The sequence below is a fragment of the Alexandriicola marinus genome (genome assembly GCF_004000435.1).
GTDB classification, from domain to species: Bacteria; Pseudomonadota; Alphaproteobacteria; order Rhodobacterales; family Rhodobacteraceae; genus Alexandriicola; species Alexandriicola marinus.
In genome coordinates, this window is sequence record NZ_RBVZ01000012.1 from 1 (window position 1) to 14,823 (window position 14,823).

Below are 14,823 nucleotides of genomic sequence, written 5' to 3' on the forward strand. Positions count from 1 at the left end.
CGTCACAAAAGGTATGTGACGCGTGGCAAAGACAATCAGAACAAATGGCCAGTTGGCGCTCGTCCGTGCGTTGGTTGATGCACGTCAGAATGCGGGTCTCAGCCAGCAGCAGTTGGCGGCGAAGCTCAAACGCCACCAGTCGTTTGTGGCACGTCTCGAAAGTGGCGAGCGTCGTATCGACGTCGTGGAGTTTACAGTTCTGGCGAGGGTCATTGGTTTTGACAAAGATGAAGTCCTGTCGATTGTCGAAGCCGCCACGGAGCCCGACCACAGGATTTGAAGCCAATGAATTGTTGAGAACGCGGGAACCCATTTTCTCGGTCTGATGATCATTCCCTCATCGAGGACCAGGTAGCCAAAATCAACGAAGTCCGGCGCGCGGTCGTAGTGAACGCTCTGCAACCTCACACCGCAGTTTGCAGCGCCACAGTGCAGGAAGTTAGTAAACAGTGAACGATGATAGGGGTGAGGGCGTCGCGATCGCCAATCTGATCGGGACCGATGGGTGCAGTGTTGTTGGTTGGGTTTATCGCTGGAGTACAGGCTCACATGCGGTGATGTGGGACGTCCAAGGGCCCCAGCCGGTATCGGNTCACATGCGGTGATGTGGGACGTCCAAGGGCCCCAGCCGGTATCGGAAACACGGCCGGATATAAGTGACGAACAGAAGCAAGAAATCGACTTCGATGCGCTCACGCGGATTCGAAAAAGTGACAGTGGATAGGATTCTCACGCAGCCGCCAGTTCATATTGATGGAAAGGGTCTGCGAGCGTACCGGTCATTTGAGCTGATGGCAGCGAAGGTCTCGAAGGAGCCCAGAGTGAGCGATGCTGCGCGCTCCACCAATGTCAGTTTTGGTGGTGATCGGCGAAATTGTGTATTTTTGGAAGCACCGCCAAAAGCTCTACAAAGTGTTCGCGGTGCGCGGTATCACGGGAACCCCGCACGCATGTATGCGATGATTTTCCAGATTTCTTCTTCAGTCAGCGCTTCCCTGAAGGCTGGCATTTCTGTTCCGAAGCGCTGACCGCCCTCAGAAATTGCCCAGAGCAGATACTCGTCTCCCGACATCGGCATCTGAACAAACCATCTAAGGAGAGCCGGAGAAGGCACGAGAGACCGACCGGCCTCACCATCCCCGAGACCCTCGGCTCCATGACAACTTGCGCAGTTCGCTGTGTATAGCGTCTGGCCTTCCGCGATAACTTCAGGCGTCGCGCGAATAGTGCTCCGAGCGCCCCGATGAGCTGCGGGCACGCACTCGTTCATGTAAGTCCAATGTCGTTGCATGCGCTATTGCTGGCCCGGACCCATGTTGCCGTGTCCCCAGCCAGGCATGCGTTCAGACCACATGTGGTTCGGTCCCATTGGCCCGTGACCCCACCCAATCGCCTCGCTGCTGCTGTGCGAAGGCTACAGTAGCAGAGATCATACACACCGCAACCTTACCAAAATAGCGTGATTTATGCTGCTTCATAGTCTTCTCCTTATGGTTTCCGATCAATGAAATTGCCGTCAGGCTGCTTCGTAACTCGTGAACACTTCGGTGTTACCGTCGCGCCGGATCAGAAATACATCGTAGGCTTCACGCTGATCTTCTGGCCCCATTCCGTGTGATCCATAGGGCATGCCGGGAACGGCGAGACCGACTGCGTCTCGGCGTTCGTCCAGAAGGCGACGAATGTCTGCTGCGGGCACATGGCCCTCGATCATATAGCCTTCGATCTCGCCTGTGTGGCACGATATCATCTCTTGGGGGATGCCATTGTCCAACTTGTGTCGGACCAGCAGTGTTCCAAAGCTGCGCTCCTCGGTCACACGGAAGCCTTCAGCCCGAAGAATATCAGCCCAAACCCGGCAACAGCTGCAATTCGGGTCCTTAAGAACGTGGATCGACGGAGCTCCCTGCGCAATCGCGGCGAAGGGTGCAATGCTGGTAAGACCTACAGCGGCTATAATAATTTGACGGCGCGTTACATCAATATCAGTCGTCCTTTAGCTCTGTCCTAGTCTATTTCATCGCTTAGTGGCTGCTTATCTCCCGCGATAGTTGTCGCAGGCCTCAACGCCCCCTGCGACCACATCGAGAAGTGCGTCCACATCGCTCAACAGCGTTGCGATACGTGCGCTACTGATACGGTAGCGGATGAAGCGCCCATCTCGGTCGCTGTTAACTAGCCCGCACTCCAACAAGCATCGCAAGTGGTTGGATACGTTTGGTTGTGATAGTCCCGTACGCTCGACGAGTTCGTGAACAACCAGCGGCTCCCCGCACAGCGCGCCGAGAATAGACAAGCGGCTTGGGTCGGCAAAGCCGCGAAATAGTTTTGCGCGTTGTTCAATGGTACCGACCTTGCGGTCCACAACGATCTGCGTCATATCATTGCTCACTGATATATTATCCTTTGATCCACTTTAGCAGGAGAACTGCGATCATGGCCAACGCTGATAGCACCGGTTCGGCGGCAGATATCCCATCCTTCCGTTACCGCGTTTCCGGTATGGATTGCGCCAAGGATGCCGCCCAGATCGAGCGGGCGGCGCAATCTGCAGGTATCGCGCCTGACGCCGTGAAAGTGTCTACTGCAACGCACATAATGACTTTGACAGCTCCCGAAGCGCGCTTGCCGGAAATTGAAAAAGCCGTCGAGACAACAGGGTATGGGTTTGACCGCATCGAGAGCGACGAAGATATTCAGCAAGGTGCGGCCCATCAGGACCCTGGCTATCGCCGCGCGCTCTGGATCGTTGTGATCCTGAATGTTGGTTATGGCGTTCTTGAAATGATCGGCGGGTTCATTGCCGGGTCACAGGCCGTGAAGGCCGACGCGTTGGATTTCATCGGCGACGGCGCAATCACCTTCCTCGGCCTGTTGGCCATCGGCTGGAGCCTCGCTTGGCGAGCGCGGTCGGCTCTGATCCAGGGCATCTTCCTCGGCCTGCTTGGTCTTGGAGTCTTTGGCACGACCATCATAAGGGCATTCGAGCCGACAACCCCAGACGCCACTTTGATGGGGATTCTGGGCCTGATTGCTCTTGTGATAAATGTCATCTCCGTGCTGCCGTTGCTGCGGTACCGCAAGGGCGACGCGAACATGCGCGCTGTCTGGCTGTTCTCGCGCAACGACGCCATCGGCAACGCCGCAGTCGTTATCGCCGCCGGGCTGGTGGTTTGGCTAGGCAGCGCATGGCCCGATCTCATCGTAGCCTTCGGGATCGCCGGACTGTTCCTGCACTCGTCATGGGCGATCATCCGCGACGCGCGGGCCGATCTGAAGGCGGTGGCATGAACAGCCGCGTTCTCGGTGGGCTTTGCGCCATCGCCGCGTTTGGTGTTGATCAGGGCACCAAGGCTCTTGCCCTGAACTCCCCGGCGCTTGAGAACGGGGTCGAGGTTCTGCCCTTTCTCAACCTCGTGCGGGTTTTGAACGATGGGGTCAGCTTCGGTATGCTCGGCGGGGTCGTACCCTGGTGGGGTCTGGTCGCACTTGCTGCCGTGGTCGTGGCATGGCTGCTGATCTGGCTGTGGAAGGCTCCGGACAGGCTGACAGGTGCGGCGCTCGGTCTGATCATCGGAGGCGCGCTTGGCAATATCCTTGACCGTCTGCGCTATCAGGCCGTCCCTGACTTTCTCGACTTCCATTACAGGTCATACCACTGGCCGTCCTTCAACTTGGCTGACGTGGCGATCTTTTGTGGGGCAGCATTGCTGTTCTGGGACAGCTTTCGCACCTCGAAAGTTAGGCCGGAAAATCGGGAACAAGACAATCGCAAGGGAGATGTCACGGGGGGATAACAGCTAACAGGCAAAGAACTTTGGGAGGGAATTCGGCTTGAGATTTTTGGATTGGATTGACCGTGGCATTCGCGGCATCGGCGTCGTGACTGCGTGGCTGACAGTTGTTTCGATTGCTGCTTATGGCGCGCTTCAGATGCTGGATCGCAAGCTACAACTTGGCGTGTCGAGCTATTTGCCGGACCTGTCCACGTCACTGCTGTTCATCCTAATTTTCTTGACCTTTGGGTATACCTATCTGCGCGACGGTCACGTGCGCGTTGATGTTCTTCGCAGACATTGGTCCGCCCGCCGCATTGCTTGGATCGAACTGATTGGCGGCCTTTTTGTCCTTCTGCCGCTCGCCGCCATCCTGACCTACTACGGATGGGACGGTTTGATGCGCACCACGAAATACGCGGAAACCCAGTTGTGGGCACAACGCATCACCGGGGTCATCGGCCCCATCTTGCTGGCTCTTGCCGGGATGATCGTAGCCCTTCGCAACATCGCCTTTCTGACAGGGAGACGTGCGCAAGGTGCACCGGAACAAGCAAGCGGCCTGCACAATGGTGAATGAGGTCCTCACGGTTGCCATGCTTGTCGTGATGGCGATTGGGGTTTTCAGTGGCTTTCCGGTGGCGCTGGTGCTCGCGGGGACAGGCTTCTTGGGGTTTGTCGCTGCGGTTTGGGTGGGGATCACTGATTTTCAGCATCTGGGGCTGATCTACCTGCGGGCCCGTGGTGTACTGACCAATGAATCAGTCCAATTCACCAGCGTTCCAATGTTGATTTTTCTTGGCCTGATCCTGAATGCCAGCGGGATTGCCGAAACCATGTTTCGCTTGCTGGGGCGTCTTCTGACAGGCGTTCCCGGTCGCTACGCCATTGCGACTTTGCTGATCGGCCTCGTTCTTGCGCCCGCCGCCGGGGTGATCGGTGCTTCCGTCATAACTGTGGCGTTGGTGGCCTATGCCCCGATGATGGCGTCGGGCTACGCACCGCGAACCGCAGGAGGCGCTGTCGCAGCTTCTGGAGCATTGGGTGTCGTGTTCCCGCCAGCCGTGATGCTGTTCTTCATCTCGAACGTGTTCTATCTGCGCATCGGATTGATGTATGTGGCCCTCATCGTACCTGTGCTTCTGATGGTCATGGCCTTCGCGGTCTACTTTGCGGTCACCTTGAGAAAAACGGTCGAAATCCCGCTGGACACACCCAAGACCAATCTTGTGTCAGACCTCTTGTTTGTACTCGCGTCTGTCGCGGTCATCGCATCCATTCCGCTCAGCATCATTCTGGGCTTTGCGACACTAACAGAGGCGGCTGGAGTAGGGGTTTTTGGCGCGCTTTTGGTTGCTCTGGCGCGAAAGCGTCTGTCTTTCTCGTCGTTAAACTCTGTCACGGTGCAGACAAGCACGATGACGTCGATGGTCTTCTTCATCGTACTTGGCGCATCGGTGTTTTCGCTCAGTTTCCACCTCGTTGGTGGACCAAATGTGATCTTCGACTGGATATCCGCATTCGATCTCACCCGGTGGGAACTGTTGGCCATGCTCCTTGGCGTGATCATCATACTTGGGTTTGTTTTTGACTGGATCGAGGTGCTGCTGGTCTTTGTACCCGTACTGATGCCGATTATTTCAGAGCTCGACTTCGCAGATCACGTCGGCTCTGCCTACTTTGCACAAATCTGGATCGCTGGCCTGATAGCCTTGGCGTTGCAGACGTCTTTTCTGACGCCCCCTTTCGGTTATGCCCTGTTCTTTGCCAAGATGGCCGCACCGAAGGGTATCAATCTGTCTGATATCTATCGCGGAGCGGTACCCCTTGTTGCCATTGAGATTGCATTGATCGCGGCGCTGATCTCGTTTCCTCAGCTTATCACTTGGCTGCCCGAAATGGCCCTTGGGGATGCCGATGCGCCGCAATTGATACAGCGGTGAGTGATGTAGCCTGCAGCGGGGGAAAGCATTCCCTTGTGGGTTCTCTAGGTTTAACCGTTTTTTCGGATTGAGCTGAAGCGGCCACTGGCGCAGCCGCAGCGAAATGGTGCTTAGTCCGCTCTCCGGACAAACGCACCGAAAGCAGCGAAGGGCCGGTATTTGAACAACTCAGCACGCTAAAATTCTCGCAGCATGATGGCAAAGCTGTCTTTGTCAGCGCTAGTAGTTCACCTGTTCGAAGCCGTAGTTGCCCTCATAGTCACGCCAATCGACGAAGACAGATCGGTGATAGATACCCGGGCAATTCTGGCCCCAACGTTCAAGTCCCACATGGGCCTCGGGCAGGGCAGTTATGGAAGATCGCTGCCATGAGAAATCGCCTTGGGTCCCGTAGGTGCCGAGGACCACGGTCGCGCTTCGGTTACAATCCCCATCGCGCCCGGACTCGTGCTGTCGTGCATACCGTACATCGAAGACGCGGATGGACCGCACGAAATTGAACTCTGGCCCGCTGATATCGATGTCCGCGCGGTCCTGAACAAGCCGAAGGGTGAAGTCTGTGGGAACGAGATTATCTACTGGCAAGGATTGGAGCGGTCGACGGTTGTCGGTCCGGTACAAGGCTTCAATTATGCGGTCAGCGTTGTTTGATTGCCGATCGCTCTCATAGGACGCGCCCATGGGACAGCGCCAGATTTGCAGCGGCGGTTCCACTGGCCAAGGCGTAATCCGCCGGATGAACTCGGCGCGGGCTCGGGCGCAAGGGACGGAAGCGGGCCAGCCGCCAGACAGGCACAAGAGGATCGCGCAATCGATCGGGTAGGTCTGCGCGCGGGCGGGTGCCGGCAGCGAAAAGCTTGTCGCGGCCAAAGCGACTGCGACCGAGGGGAGGAGCTTCTTGAGTAAATGGCGCATACTGGGGGACCTCCGTGAGAGGAGTTCAGCATACATACGATAATATACTATCGCAACGCAAAATATAAAGCCGCATAATGAAGTTTATGTTAACCAACTGGCGCCCTGAGCCGCTAAAACATTACGATTTGATAATGCCCCGGCAAGGGCAGTGCCACCGTACCAAAGTTACTCCTTTGCGAAAGGAGCGACCATGTTCAGAACTTTCGGATTGCTCTTGGGTCTCGCAACTGCTGTAGTTCTTTTGTTTATGGTTTCGAACAGATGCTGTCTTCTGCGAAGGCATCTGATTGAAAGCTACTCTACCTTTCACTTGCCCAGGCGATTGCCGCCTTCATTTCCGCCGGGTCGAACTAACGGAGTTCTGCCGTGGTCAGCACGTCGGCGAACCTGGTTCCCCACTCCAACAAAGCCCCTTCGCCCACCACAGAGACGCGGCGGAAGTCATTCCTATGGGCTGTGTCGATTTTCAGATCTTCGAGCAGAGCGGACGGCCCATCGTAGCCTTCGAACCTCGTGAGATCGAGAACCAGGCCGGGCTTACTTGTCTCTTGCAGGCGCTCATGAAGCAGGGCGTGCATCCGTTTCAGGTCGCTTTCGCTGAGCTTGCCCTCGCAGGCGAGGCCAATCGTGTCGTCATGAGCTGTCAGTGTCTCGGTGAACATGGTTTTCCTCCTCTTTTTCCGGTTTGCCGTGACCGTAAAGGTCAGCGTTTTCGTGTGCGCGGTCTTCGTGCTCAAATTCCAGACTCGAATGACCGATGCTGAAATCGTCCTTCAGCCGGTCCTTGATCGCGGCCTTGATCTTTTCGATTTGACCCCAGCCGTCCGCTGTCAGCACGACGTGGCAGTCCAGAGCCGCCTCGTGCTCCTGCATCTGCCACAGATGCACGTGATGAACGTCCGCGACACCATCCACACCCCGCATCGCCTGAACGACGGTTTCATTATCGATGTCCGGTGGACTGCCGAGCATCAGCGTCCGAATCGGACCGCCGATCTCGGTAAATGCGAGGTAGAGGATGTAGAGAGCGATGCCGATGGTGATCGCCGGGTCGACCCACCGCATGTTGTAGAGGAGGATGAGCGAGCCGCCGATGATGACCGCCACGGAGGCCAAAGCGTCCGATAGGTTGTGCAGGAAGAGCGCACGGATGTTCACGCTGCCTTTCTGCATCGAATAGGTTAGCAGCGCCGTCAACGTGTCGACGACCAGTGCCACACCGCCCAGGATCACCACCGTCCAGCCCTGTACCTCTGGTGGGTCGATCATGCGCATACCACCCTCGTAGATCAGGTAGAAGCCGATCAGGATAAGTGTCGTGTAGTTGATGAGCGCTGCGACGATTTCTACCCGCCCATAGCCGAAGGTCATGCGCTTGTCCGCCGGGCGGCGAGCGATCTTACGCGCGAAGAAGGCGATCACCAGCGACGCCATGTCCGAGAAATTGTGGAGGGCATCCGCGATCAGCGCGAGGCTGCCGGAAAGGATCCCGCCGACGATCTGCGCGACCGTCAGGAGGCCGTTGGCCCAGATGGCGATGGAGACGCGACGATCACCGGATTGAGGATCGATGTGGGCGTGGCCGTGATCATGCGGCACGGTTCGTCTCCTCATGGCGGCGGTTCGGCCGATCGAATCCGGGGACCGGCGGCAAGATTCCGCGGCGGATGCGGCGAACCCTGGCATTCATCCAGTGACGGATGACGTGGCGATAGAGCAAGTCGCGCACAAATCCGAAGTTCTGGCGGTGATTGACCCATCCGTCGCCCAAGTCCACCTCTACCCAGGAGTGGAGGATTTCGGACGGCGCGAGGGGATAGACGAGTTCCGGAACGACGCCTCTCTGAAGCGCCTTGTGGATTGTGAACCCGTGCAGTCGGCAGCGAACTCCCACGCCACGCAGCAGGGCCATGAGGAGCGTGCCCTTGGTGTTGCACTGCCCGTGGCCATCTGCGAGGACCTCGGACGCCGGAATGTCGTCGGCGCGGTTGTAGCCGAAGGTAATCTCGTTCCTGACGAAATCGTAGATGGCCCCAATTCGGTCGTCGCTGGGAAGGTCTGCCCAGCCGCGCTCCTCGATCAGTTTTGCAATTGAGGTCGCGTCAAAATCCAGCAGCCGGGTTTTGGCCAAATGAGGGTCGGCGGGGTTCACGGGATACCTCCTCGAATCGTTCACGAGAATATGTAGTTGCTACAGTCACTGTAGCTTCAAGCCCCGATTTCAGGCCGAGTCCTTGGTTACCTGATCGTCATTGTGCACCGCCTTGTGGTGTTCACCATGCGCGTCTCTCAGGATTCCGACGCCACCCCAGGCCGCGATGCCGGCGACAATCACGCCCACGACAAGGTCCGGCCAATTCGTTCCGAGCCAGGCTACGAGCCAGCCTGCGACGACGATTCCGAGATTGGCCGCGAAGTCGTTCCAGCTGAACGTATTCGCCGCTCGGATGTTTACGTCTGGATCGCGAAGCCGTGCCAGCAGCCAGACGCAAAGTGCGTTGATGGCCGCCGCTACCAGCGCCATGACAATCATGATCGTGCCAAGAGGATCCGATCCGCCGACGTAGCGGCGCCACGCGTCATACAGGATTCCAAGGGCGAAGAGGATCAGCAGGCCGCCCGAAACGTTCGCCGCTCCGCGCTTCCACTTGGCGGAGCGGGACAGCGCGAAGAGGCTGATCGCGTAGACGAAACTGTCCGACAGATTGTCGAGGCCATTGGCGATAAGCGCGCTTGACTCGCCGAATGCGCCCGAGGCGAAGAAAGCGACTGCCAGCCCGATGTTGAGACCCAGCACGATCCAGAGTGTGCGTCTTTCCGTTGCGTTTCTCTGCGCCGCCATGCCGGGTATCCAAATTAGTGAATTGCCAATGAGTAACTAACACCGGGCTTTTTGCGTTCCGATCAAAGGTCGTCGAAATTGCTCAGGCGCCGATCTCTTCATGGTCGGTCAGGCATTCGGAATGGTCGCGCAGTACCTCGAGCACACGGCAATCAGAAGTCTGTCCGCCGCTGCACTCATGCACCATCCGCTTCAATTCCGTCCGCAGCGCCTCGAGCCGCGCCAATCGTTGCTCGACCTGTTTGAGTTGCCGACGGGCTATTGCATCCGCCTCAGCGCAGGACTTTCCCGGATGATCGCTGAGATCGAGGAGCTCACGGATCGCGTCCAACGAGAACCCCAGTTGCCGTGCGTGCCGGACGAATGACAAGCGGTCGAGTTCGGCGTCGCCATAGCGTCGTTGGCCCCCCTCGGTCCTGCCGGGCTCAGGCATAAGTCCGATCTGCTCGTAATACCGGATGGTCTGCACCTTTGTTCCGGTCTTCTTCGCCAGCGTCCCAATCGTCAGCATTTCCGCTCCCCACATTACCTACAGTGGGTGTAGCTTTATGCGGTGCGCATCACAAGCTTCACCCGAGTTTCACAGATCGGTGATTGTTGGCCGATCGATGACAATCACGCTTGAACCTACAGTAGCTAGAGGATGTAAACGCACACAAAATATAGAATCAGGTTCGGGCGGAGCGGCGTGAGGCTTTCAGGTCTTCAGAAGGTATTGTGGGTGTTGGCGGGCGCGGCGGCGTTCGTTTTCATCTGGCTGTTGCTATGGTCCGACTACCGTGCCGATCTTGCCCGCACCGAGAGTGAACCACCGTTTCTTGCTGATTTCGAACTGACCGATCATCGCGGCATGGTCCAAACGGACGAAGATTTCGCAGGGCGCTGGATGCTGGTCTTCTTTGGCTTCACCAATTGCCCCGACGTCTGTCCGACAACACTGTCCGAAGTCGCGGCCGTGATGGAGGGCCTGGGCGATGAGGCAGCAATGGTTCAGCCGATTTTCATAACGATTGATCCGGAGCGGGATACGCCGACTGCACTTGCCGAGTATGTGCCCCTGTTCGACGCAGGGATCATCGGGCTGACCGGTACACCGGAGCAGATCGCCGCGACATCCGAAACCTTTCCGATATTCTTTGAGCGGATCGAGCAGGCGACTGCGCCGGGCGGATACACGATGGGTCACACGTCGCATCTTTTCCTTTTCGACACGCAAGCAGGCTTCGCGGACTCCTGGCCCTACGGCACGCCCGCCGAAGAGATCCTCGCCGATCTGAGACAGAGGATCTGATCGTCATGACCCGACTTTCCGGAGAGACGGCCCTTGGCCTGGCCTGGATCATCGCGCTCACCGCGTCGCTTGCCGTGCTCTTCATCGGCGAGGTTCTGGGGCAGACACCTTGCGTGCTCTGCTGGTTCCAGCGTGCCTTCATGTTCCCCTTGGCCATCATCCTCGGGCTTGGGCTGTGGTGGCAGGATCGGCGCGTGGGTCGCTACGGGATCGCGCTGGCTTTGGGCGGTGCCGCCGTCGCGCTTTGGCACTTGGGCCTCTATGTCGGCGTTATCCCCGAGCGTATCCAGCCCTGCACGGCGACCGGCCCATCCTGTACCGACGACAATCAACTGGTCTTCGGCATTCCGATTCCTTTGATGGCGCTCGTCGCCTTCGCGATGATCGGTCTGCTGTCGGCTCTCTCACTGAAGGAAACACAAAAATGAAACGACGCGGCCTCATCCTGTCCGTTCTCGCGCTCGGGGTCGCCGGTTTCGGCGGTGCCGCCTGGTATGCCACCCGCCCCGACCCGATTGCCGCGTCCGATCCCATCGACCCTGAAATGGCCGACGCGCTGATCCGACCCTATTCCCCGATCCTCGGGCCCGAGGATGCGCCCGTAACCATCGTTGAATTCTTCGACCCGGCCTGCGAGGCATGCCGCGCTTTCTATCCGGTCGTCGAGGATATCATGGCGGAGCACGGAGACGCGGTGCGCGTTGTAATCCGCTATACGCCTTTTCACGGCGAGGCGTCGGTAGAAGCGATCCGTGTGCTCGAGGCGGCGCGCATGCAGGACGTGTTTGAACCTGTGCTCGAGGCAGTCTTGCGAGAGCAGCCCAGATGGGCGTCTCACGGGACCCCGGCACCCGGATTGATCCTTGAGATTGCAGCAAGCGGAGGTCTGGATGTCGAAGCTGCCCGGACACAGATGCTGGCCCCCGGTGTTGTGGCGGTGCTCAACCAGGACCGCGCCGATGTCGAGACAGTCGGGGTCCGCCAAACGCCCACGTTCTTCGTGAACGGCAAGCCTCTCGATCCGTTCGGTGAGGCCGAATTGCAGAGGCTGGTGGCAGTGGAAGTTGCGGCAAGCCAAAGCTGATTTGCGGAGGCAGGAGAAACGAGTGGTGAAGAAGTTGAGATATACCAATGCATTGGCCGTGCTTTTGACGGTTGCAGGGCTGTCGGCCCCCGCACTGGCCGGTTCGGAGGATGTCGTGGTCGAGAATGCGTGGTCCCGCGCCTCGATCGGCGTCAACAGGCCAGGTGCCGCCTATATGACCGTGCGCAACACGGGTGAAGACGCCGTTACGCTGACCGGACTTGCGACACCGCTGGCAATGATGCCCGAGATCCATGAGTCGAAAACCAACTCCGATGGCGTCAGTTCCATGGCGCCTGCAGGCGAGATCACGATTGAGCCCGGCCAAAGCGTGGCATTGGAGCCGGGCGGGTTGCACGCCATGCTCATGAAGCTGCAAGAGCCGATGACCGAAGGCGAGAATTTCCCGCTGACACTGACCTTCTCGGATGGCGGCAAGGTGACGGTCGAGGTCCCAATCCTCGGAATCGCCGCGCGTGGACCGGAGGGCTGATGCAACGTCGGCAGCTCCTTCTATACGGCGCAGCCGGTGCCGGCGTTCTTGGCCTGACGCTCTTCGTGGGCTGGTGGCGGGTGGACGGGCCCGGTGCGCCTGAACCAAAAGGGCAGCGGCCCCTGCCCCTATCGGCGATGGAGTTCCGGCTGACCGACCACGAGGAAAATGAGGTAGGGCCTGGCAACCTGATCGGTCGTCCCACAATGGTGTTTTTCGGGTTCACCTACTGCCCGGACGTCTGCCCGACGACCCTATCGGATATTTCCGGCTGGCTTGAGGAACTGGGCGACGAAGCATCAGAGATGAACGTGGTCTTCATCACGGTCGACCCGGAGCGGGACACGGTCGAGGCCATGGCCGAATATGTCGGCTATTTTCATCCGGTCATTCGTGGCTGGACGGGGCCGGAAGACCAAATTGCCCGCGCTGCAGAAGGGTTTCGTGCCTCATTTGAGCGCGTCCCGACTGAGGGCGGCGGCTATACGATGAACCATACGGCAAGCGTATTCTTGTTCGATGCCGAGGGTGAGCTCGTCACCATGATCGACTATCACGAGCAAAGAGAATTCGCGGTGCCGAAGATCCAGCGCGCACTGACAGAAGACGTAGAGGGGGCAACATGAAGATAAGAACTGTCTTGGCGGCCGTTGCGGTCGCAGGCGCATTTTCGGTGACCGCCATCGCCATCTCTGGCGTTCTGTCCAAAGAACCGGTGCCCCCTGCGATTGCTGAAGCGACCCTCTGGACTCCCAATCCGCTTGCGCCGCCTCGGATTACCGAAACCAATTCGGTCCGCCCTACACTCGCCCAGGCGGATATCGCATTCGAGTTCAGACCCCGGCCGCTCCTGACCGTTTCCCCCGCTGATACCTCCTTGCCATCTATCGAGCCCCCGCTGGTCACCTGGTCGCGGGAGATTGCGTCCGGCGAGACGCTTGATGCGGTCCTTTCCGATGCGGGGCTGGATGCTTCGGATCGCGCCGAAATCGCCTTGGCGATTGGCACGGAATACGATCTGCGCCGTCTGCGTCCGGGTCACATCATTACGGTGGTTTCCACAACGGACGACAACCCGCGTCGTGTAGAGCTCGCCGTCGAAGACGGTGTCCGGATAGAGGCGGTCTTCGGCGAACAGCTTGCCGCCCGCGTGTTGGACCCGGATCCCGAATTGGTGACTTTCGCCGGCGAGGCGGTGATCGAGAGCTCGATTTTCGCCGCCCTGAACACGGCAGACATCCCCGCCCGTTTTGCGGTGGACCTGGCGCAGATGCTGGGCGGCACCGTGGATTTCCGTCGTGATCTTGCGGGTGGCGAGACGATGCGCCTCCTTTGGCGCGAGGCCCGAGACGGGAACAAGAGGATTGGTCAGCCCGAGCTTGCCTTTGCCGCACTGGATATCGATGGCTCGGTCTATGAAATCGTCTGGCCGAACGACGGCAGCGGCCAAGCGACGATCTATGTCGACGGAGAAGTCCTGCGCGTGTTTGCGCAACCGGTCGAAGGTGCACGGCTGAGTTCTGTGTTCGGGCGCCGCACCCATCCGGTCTACGGCAATGTACGGATGCACACAGGAGTCGACTTCGCGGCGGCGCGCGGCACGCCGGTACAGGCGACGGCGCCGGGCCGCGTTAGCTTCATCGGCCGACGCGGTGGGTATGGCCGGGTCGTCGAGATCGCTCATGGCTCCGACACCCTGACGCGCTATGCGCATCTGAGCGCCGTACCGGACGGGCTCACACAAGGGCAACGCGTGATGGCCGGAGATATGATCGGGCGGGTCGGTGCGACGGGTACCGCGACAGGCCCCAACCTACATTACGAAGTGCTGGTGGACGGTCGCCCAACCGACCCTCTCTCTGACGACCGATTGGCAGAGGCGGCCGAGCGTGAAGCGGACGACACGGCCGCGCTTGAGCGACTGCGTGAGGCGCGTTCACTTCTTGCTGAGAGGCTCGCCAGCGAATTTGCACAGACGACAACCGAAAGGCTTTGATCCATGAAACGATTTACTCCCGCTCTTGCCATCGCATTTGCCTTGCTTCCTGCGGCGCAGGCCGTCGCAGAGGCGATTCAGATCGACGTCCGGAAGACAAACGGCTGCGGCTGTTGCCTGTCCTGGATGAAGCACCTCGAGGAGAATGGCTTCGCGCCGATGGGCGAGGACATGTTCGGAGGATCTCTTGTGCGCTTCAAACTCGACAATGGCGTGCCGCAGCGCATGGTCTCCTGCCATACGGCTTTGGTCGACGGCTATGTGATCGAGGGCCACGTGCCGGCGGCTGACATCCAACGCCTGCTGGAGGACCGGCCAGACGCGGTAGGCCTGGCGGTGCCGGGAATGCCCTACGGGTCGCCCGGCATGGGACCGGAGGACGACCGGGAGGCTTACGATGTCTTCCTGATCCACGAAGACGGATCGACCGAGGTCTACACCAGCTACTCGGCTCCTGACTGAACTCGCGGCAGAACCTTA

General features: G+C 58.9%; 22 protein-coding genes. 13 read left to right on the forward strand and 9 right to left on the reverse strand.

The features are described from left to right. Positions 1–22 precede the first annotated feature (22 nt). Together EP376_RS19480 and EP376_RS23075 are read left to right on the forward strand one after the other, a co-directional pair. A complete protein-coding gene (locus EP376_RS19480) occupies positions 23–280 on the forward strand; it encodes a helix-turn-helix domain-containing protein (RefSeq protein ID WP_028284972.1) in 258 nt (85 codons plus the stop codon). Positions 281–821: 541 nt separating this feature from the next. After that, the gene (locus EP376_RS23075) at positions 822–1,028 is read left to right on the forward strand and encodes a hypothetical protein (RefSeq protein ID WP_162797850.1); all 207 of its coding nucleotides are present in this window, start codon (positions 822–824) and stop codon (positions 1,026–1,028) included. Here EP376_RS23075 and EP376_RS23645 read toward each other — a convergent pair. The 3 genes from EP376_RS23645 to EP376_RS19500 form a co-directional block, all read right to left on the reverse strand. Next, complete coding sequence (locus EP376_RS23645) at positions 932–1,291, reverse strand: c-type cytochrome (protein ID WP_074637348.1); 360 nt, start codon at positions 1,289–1,291, stop codon at positions 932–934. The two genes, EP376_RS23075 and EP376_RS23645, sit on opposite strands and share 97 nt — an antisense overlap. Before the next feature lie 225 nt (positions 1,292–1,516). Next, positions 1,517–1,984 carry a DUF411 domain-containing protein gene (locus tag EP376_RS19495; protein WP_074637346.1) on the reverse strand — a complete coding sequence of 156 codons (468 nt, stop codon included), beginning with the start codon at positions 1,982–1,984 and terminating at the stop codon, positions 1,517–1,519. Positions 1,985–2,035: 51 nt separating this feature from the next. Beyond that, positions 2,036–2,380, reverse strand: a complete 345-nt coding sequence (locus EP376_RS19500; protein WP_046212131.1) for an ArsR/SmtB family transcription factor — start codon at positions 2,378–2,380, stop codon at positions 2,036–2,038. Between the two features lie 56 nt (positions 2,381–2,436). Here EP376_RS19500 and EP376_RS19505 point away from each other — a divergent pair, with 56 nt between their 5' ends. From EP376_RS19505 to EP376_RS19520, 4 genes are read left to right on the forward strand one after another with little or no spacing between them, the layout of a single operon-like run. After that, positions 2,437–3,291 carry a cation efflux transmembrane domain-containing protein gene (locus tag EP376_RS19505; RefSeq protein ID WP_028284971.1) on the forward strand — a complete coding sequence of 285 codons (855 nt, stop codon included), beginning with the start codon at positions 2,437–2,439 and terminating at the stop codon, positions 3,289–3,291. After that, positions 3,288–3,797 carry a signal peptidase II gene (gene lspA, locus EP376_RS19510; RefSeq protein WP_036538122.1) on the forward strand — a complete coding sequence of 170 codons (510 nt, stop codon included), beginning with the start codon at positions 3,288–3,290 and terminating at the stop codon, positions 3,795–3,797. Before EP376_RS19505 ends, lspA begins: the two co-directional genes overlap by 4 nt. Positions 3,798–3,834: 37 nt before the next feature. Then, complete coding sequence (locus EP376_RS19515; RefSeq protein WP_223229250.1) at positions 3,835–4,356, forward strand: TRAP transporter small permease subunit; 522 nt, start codon at positions 3,835–3,837, stop codon at positions 4,354–4,356. Beyond that, complete coding sequence (locus tag EP376_RS19520) at positions 4,346–5,719, forward strand: TRAP transporter large permease (RefSeq protein WP_046212151.1); 1,374 nt, start codon at positions 4,346–4,348, stop codon at positions 5,717–5,719. Before EP376_RS19515 ends, EP376_RS19520 begins: the two co-directional genes overlap by 11 nt. 219 nt (positions 5,720–5,938) lie before the next feature. Here EP376_RS19520 and EP376_RS19525 read toward each other — a convergent pair whose 3' ends face one another. From EP376_RS19525 to EP376_RS19550, 6 genes are all read right to left on the reverse strand, one after another. Beyond that, positions 5,939–6,634 carry a hypothetical protein gene (locus EP376_RS19525; RefSeq protein WP_223229251.1) on the reverse strand — a complete coding sequence of 232 codons (696 nt, stop codon included), beginning with the start codon at positions 6,632–6,634 and terminating at the stop codon, positions 5,939–5,941. 353 nt (positions 6,635–6,987) lie between these two features. Beyond that, positions 6,988–7,299 carry a SpoIIAA family protein gene (locus EP376_RS19530; protein WP_127657308.1) on the reverse strand — a complete coding sequence of 104 codons (312 nt, stop codon included), beginning with the start codon at positions 7,297–7,299 and terminating at the stop codon, positions 6,988–6,990. Continuing rightward, positions 7,271–8,236: a cation diffusion facilitator family transporter gene (locus EP376_RS19535; protein WP_007803480.1), complete on the reverse strand. Its 966-nt coding sequence runs from the start codon at positions 8,234–8,236 to the stop codon at positions 7,271–7,273. The genes EP376_RS19530 and EP376_RS19535 overlap by 29 nt, the downstream gene beginning before the upstream one ends. Beyond that, positions 8,226–8,789, reverse strand: a complete 564-nt coding sequence (locus tag EP376_RS19540; RefSeq protein ID WP_127657309.1) for a transglutaminase-like domain-containing protein — start codon at positions 8,787–8,789, stop codon at positions 8,226–8,228. The genes EP376_RS19535 and EP376_RS19540 overlap by 11 nt, the downstream gene beginning before the upstream one ends. A gap of 69 nt (positions 8,790–8,858) precedes the next feature. Further along, positions 8,859–9,479 carry a cation efflux transmembrane domain-containing protein gene (locus EP376_RS19545; protein ID WP_127657310.1) on the reverse strand — a complete coding sequence of 207 codons (621 nt, stop codon included), beginning with the start codon at positions 9,477–9,479 and terminating at the stop codon, positions 8,859–8,861. Positions 9,480–9,561: 82 nt separating this feature from the next. Then, a complete protein-coding gene (locus EP376_RS19550) occupies positions 9,562–9,990 on the reverse strand; it encodes a MerR family transcriptional regulator (protein WP_007803476.1) in 429 nt (142 codons plus the stop codon). Between the two features lie 213 nt (positions 9,991–10,203). Here EP376_RS19550 and EP376_RS19555 point away from each other — a divergent pair, with 213 nt between their 5' ends. Genes EP376_RS19555 through EP376_RS19585 form a run of 7 tightly spaced genes read left to right on the forward strand, consistent with a single transcriptional unit; the run spans position 10,204 to position 14,805 of the window. Then, the gene (locus EP376_RS19555; RefSeq protein WP_007803475.1) at positions 10,204–10,770 is read left to right on the forward strand and encodes an SCO family protein; all 567 of its coding nucleotides are present in this window, start codon (positions 10,204–10,206) and stop codon (positions 10,768–10,770) included. Between the two features lie 5 nt (positions 10,771–10,775). Next, on the forward strand, positions 10,776–11,198 hold the full coding sequence (locus tag EP376_RS19560) for a disulfide bond formation protein B (RefSeq protein WP_007803474.1): 423 nt from the start codon (positions 10,776–10,778) through the stop codon (positions 11,196–11,198). Then, positions 11,195–11,854, forward strand: coding sequence for a DsbA family protein (locus EP376_RS19565; protein ID WP_007803472.1), 660 nt, complete (start codon positions 11,195–11,197; stop codon positions 11,852–11,854). Before EP376_RS19560 ends, EP376_RS19565 begins: the two co-directional genes overlap by 4 nt. A 22-nt stretch (positions 11,855–11,876) precedes the next feature. After that, on the forward strand, positions 11,877–12,347 hold the full coding sequence (locus EP376_RS19570) for a copper chaperone PCu(A)C (RefSeq protein ID WP_008327335.1): 471 nt from the start codon (positions 11,877–11,879) through the stop codon (positions 12,345–12,347). Next, the gene (locus tag EP376_RS19575) at positions 12,347–12,973 is read left to right on the forward strand and encodes an SCO family protein (protein WP_007803468.1); all 627 of its coding nucleotides are present in this window, start codon (positions 12,347–12,349) and stop codon (positions 12,971–12,973) included. Before EP376_RS19570 ends, EP376_RS19575 begins: the two co-directional genes overlap by 1 nt. Next, positions 12,970–14,343, forward strand: a complete 1,374-nt coding sequence (locus EP376_RS19580) for a M23 family metallopeptidase (protein ID WP_007803467.1) — start codon at positions 12,970–12,972, stop codon at positions 14,341–14,343. Before EP376_RS19575 ends, EP376_RS19580 begins: the two co-directional genes overlap by 4 nt. A 3-nt stretch (positions 14,344–14,346) precedes the next feature. Beyond that, positions 14,347–14,805, forward strand: a complete 459-nt coding sequence (locus tag EP376_RS19585; RefSeq protein ID WP_007803465.1) for a DUF411 domain-containing protein — start codon at positions 14,347–14,349, stop codon at positions 14,803–14,805. The last annotated feature ends 18 nt before the right edge of the window (positions 14,806–14,823 follow it).

What these genes read in the sequence shown, in the direction of transcription:
- EP376_RS19545 (WP_127657310.1), bottom strand. Translation starts at nt 9,479, where the DNA reads ATGGCGGCGCAGAGAAACGCAACGGAAAGACGCACACTCTGGATCGTG.
- EP376_RS19580 (WP_007803467.1), top strand. Translation starts at nt 12,970, where the DNA reads ATGAAGATAAGAACTGTCTTGGCGGCCGTTGCGGTCGCAGGCGCATTT.
- EP376_RS19560 (WP_007803474.1), top strand. Translation starts at nt 10,776, where the DNA reads ATGACCCGACTTTCCGGAGAGACGGCCCTTGGCCTGGCCTGGATCATC.
- EP376_RS19565 (WP_007803472.1), top strand. Translation starts at nt 11,195, where the DNA reads ATGAAACGACGCGGCCTCATCCTGTCCGTTCTCGCGCTCGGGGTCGCC.
- EP376_RS19505 (WP_028284971.1), top strand. Translation starts at nt 2,437, where the DNA reads ATGGCCAACGCTGATAGCACCGGTTCGGCGGCAGATATCCCATCCTTC.
- EP376_RS19530 (WP_127657308.1), bottom strand. Translation starts at nt 7,299, where the DNA reads ATGTTCACCGAGACACTGACAGCTCATGACGACACGATTGGCCTCGCC.
- EP376_RS19525 (WP_223229251.1), bottom strand. Translation starts at nt 6,634, where the DNA reads ATGCGCCATTTACTCAAGAAGCTCCTCCCCTCGGTCGCAGTCGCTTTG.
- EP376_RS23645 (WP_074637348.1), bottom strand. Translation starts at nt 1,291, where the DNA reads ATGCAACGACATTGGACTTACATGAACGAGTGCGTGCCCGCAGCTCAT.
- EP376_RS19520 (WP_046212151.1), top strand. Translation starts at nt 4,346, where the DNA reads ATGGTGAATGAGGTCCTCACGGTTGCCATGCTTGTCGTGATGGCGATT.
- EP376_RS19550 (WP_007803476.1), bottom strand. Translation starts at nt 9,990, where the DNA reads ATGCTGACGATTGGGACGCTGGCGAAGAAGACCGGAACAAAGGTGCAG.
- EP376_RS19575 (WP_007803468.1), top strand. Translation starts at nt 12,347, where the DNA reads ATGCAACGTCGGCAGCTCCTTCTATACGGCGCAGCCGGTGCCGGCGTT.
- EP376_RS19500 (WP_046212131.1), bottom strand. Translation starts at nt 2,380, where the DNA reads ATGACGCAGATCGTTGTGGACCGCAAGGTCGGTACCATTGAACAACGC.
- lspA (WP_036538122.1), top strand. Translation starts at nt 3,288, where the DNA reads ATGAACAGCCGCGTTCTCGGTGGGCTTTGCGCCATCGCCGCGTTTGGT.
- EP376_RS19585 (WP_007803465.1), top strand. Translation starts at nt 14,347, where the DNA reads ATGAAACGATTTACTCCCGCTCTTGCCATCGCATTTGCCTTGCTTCCT.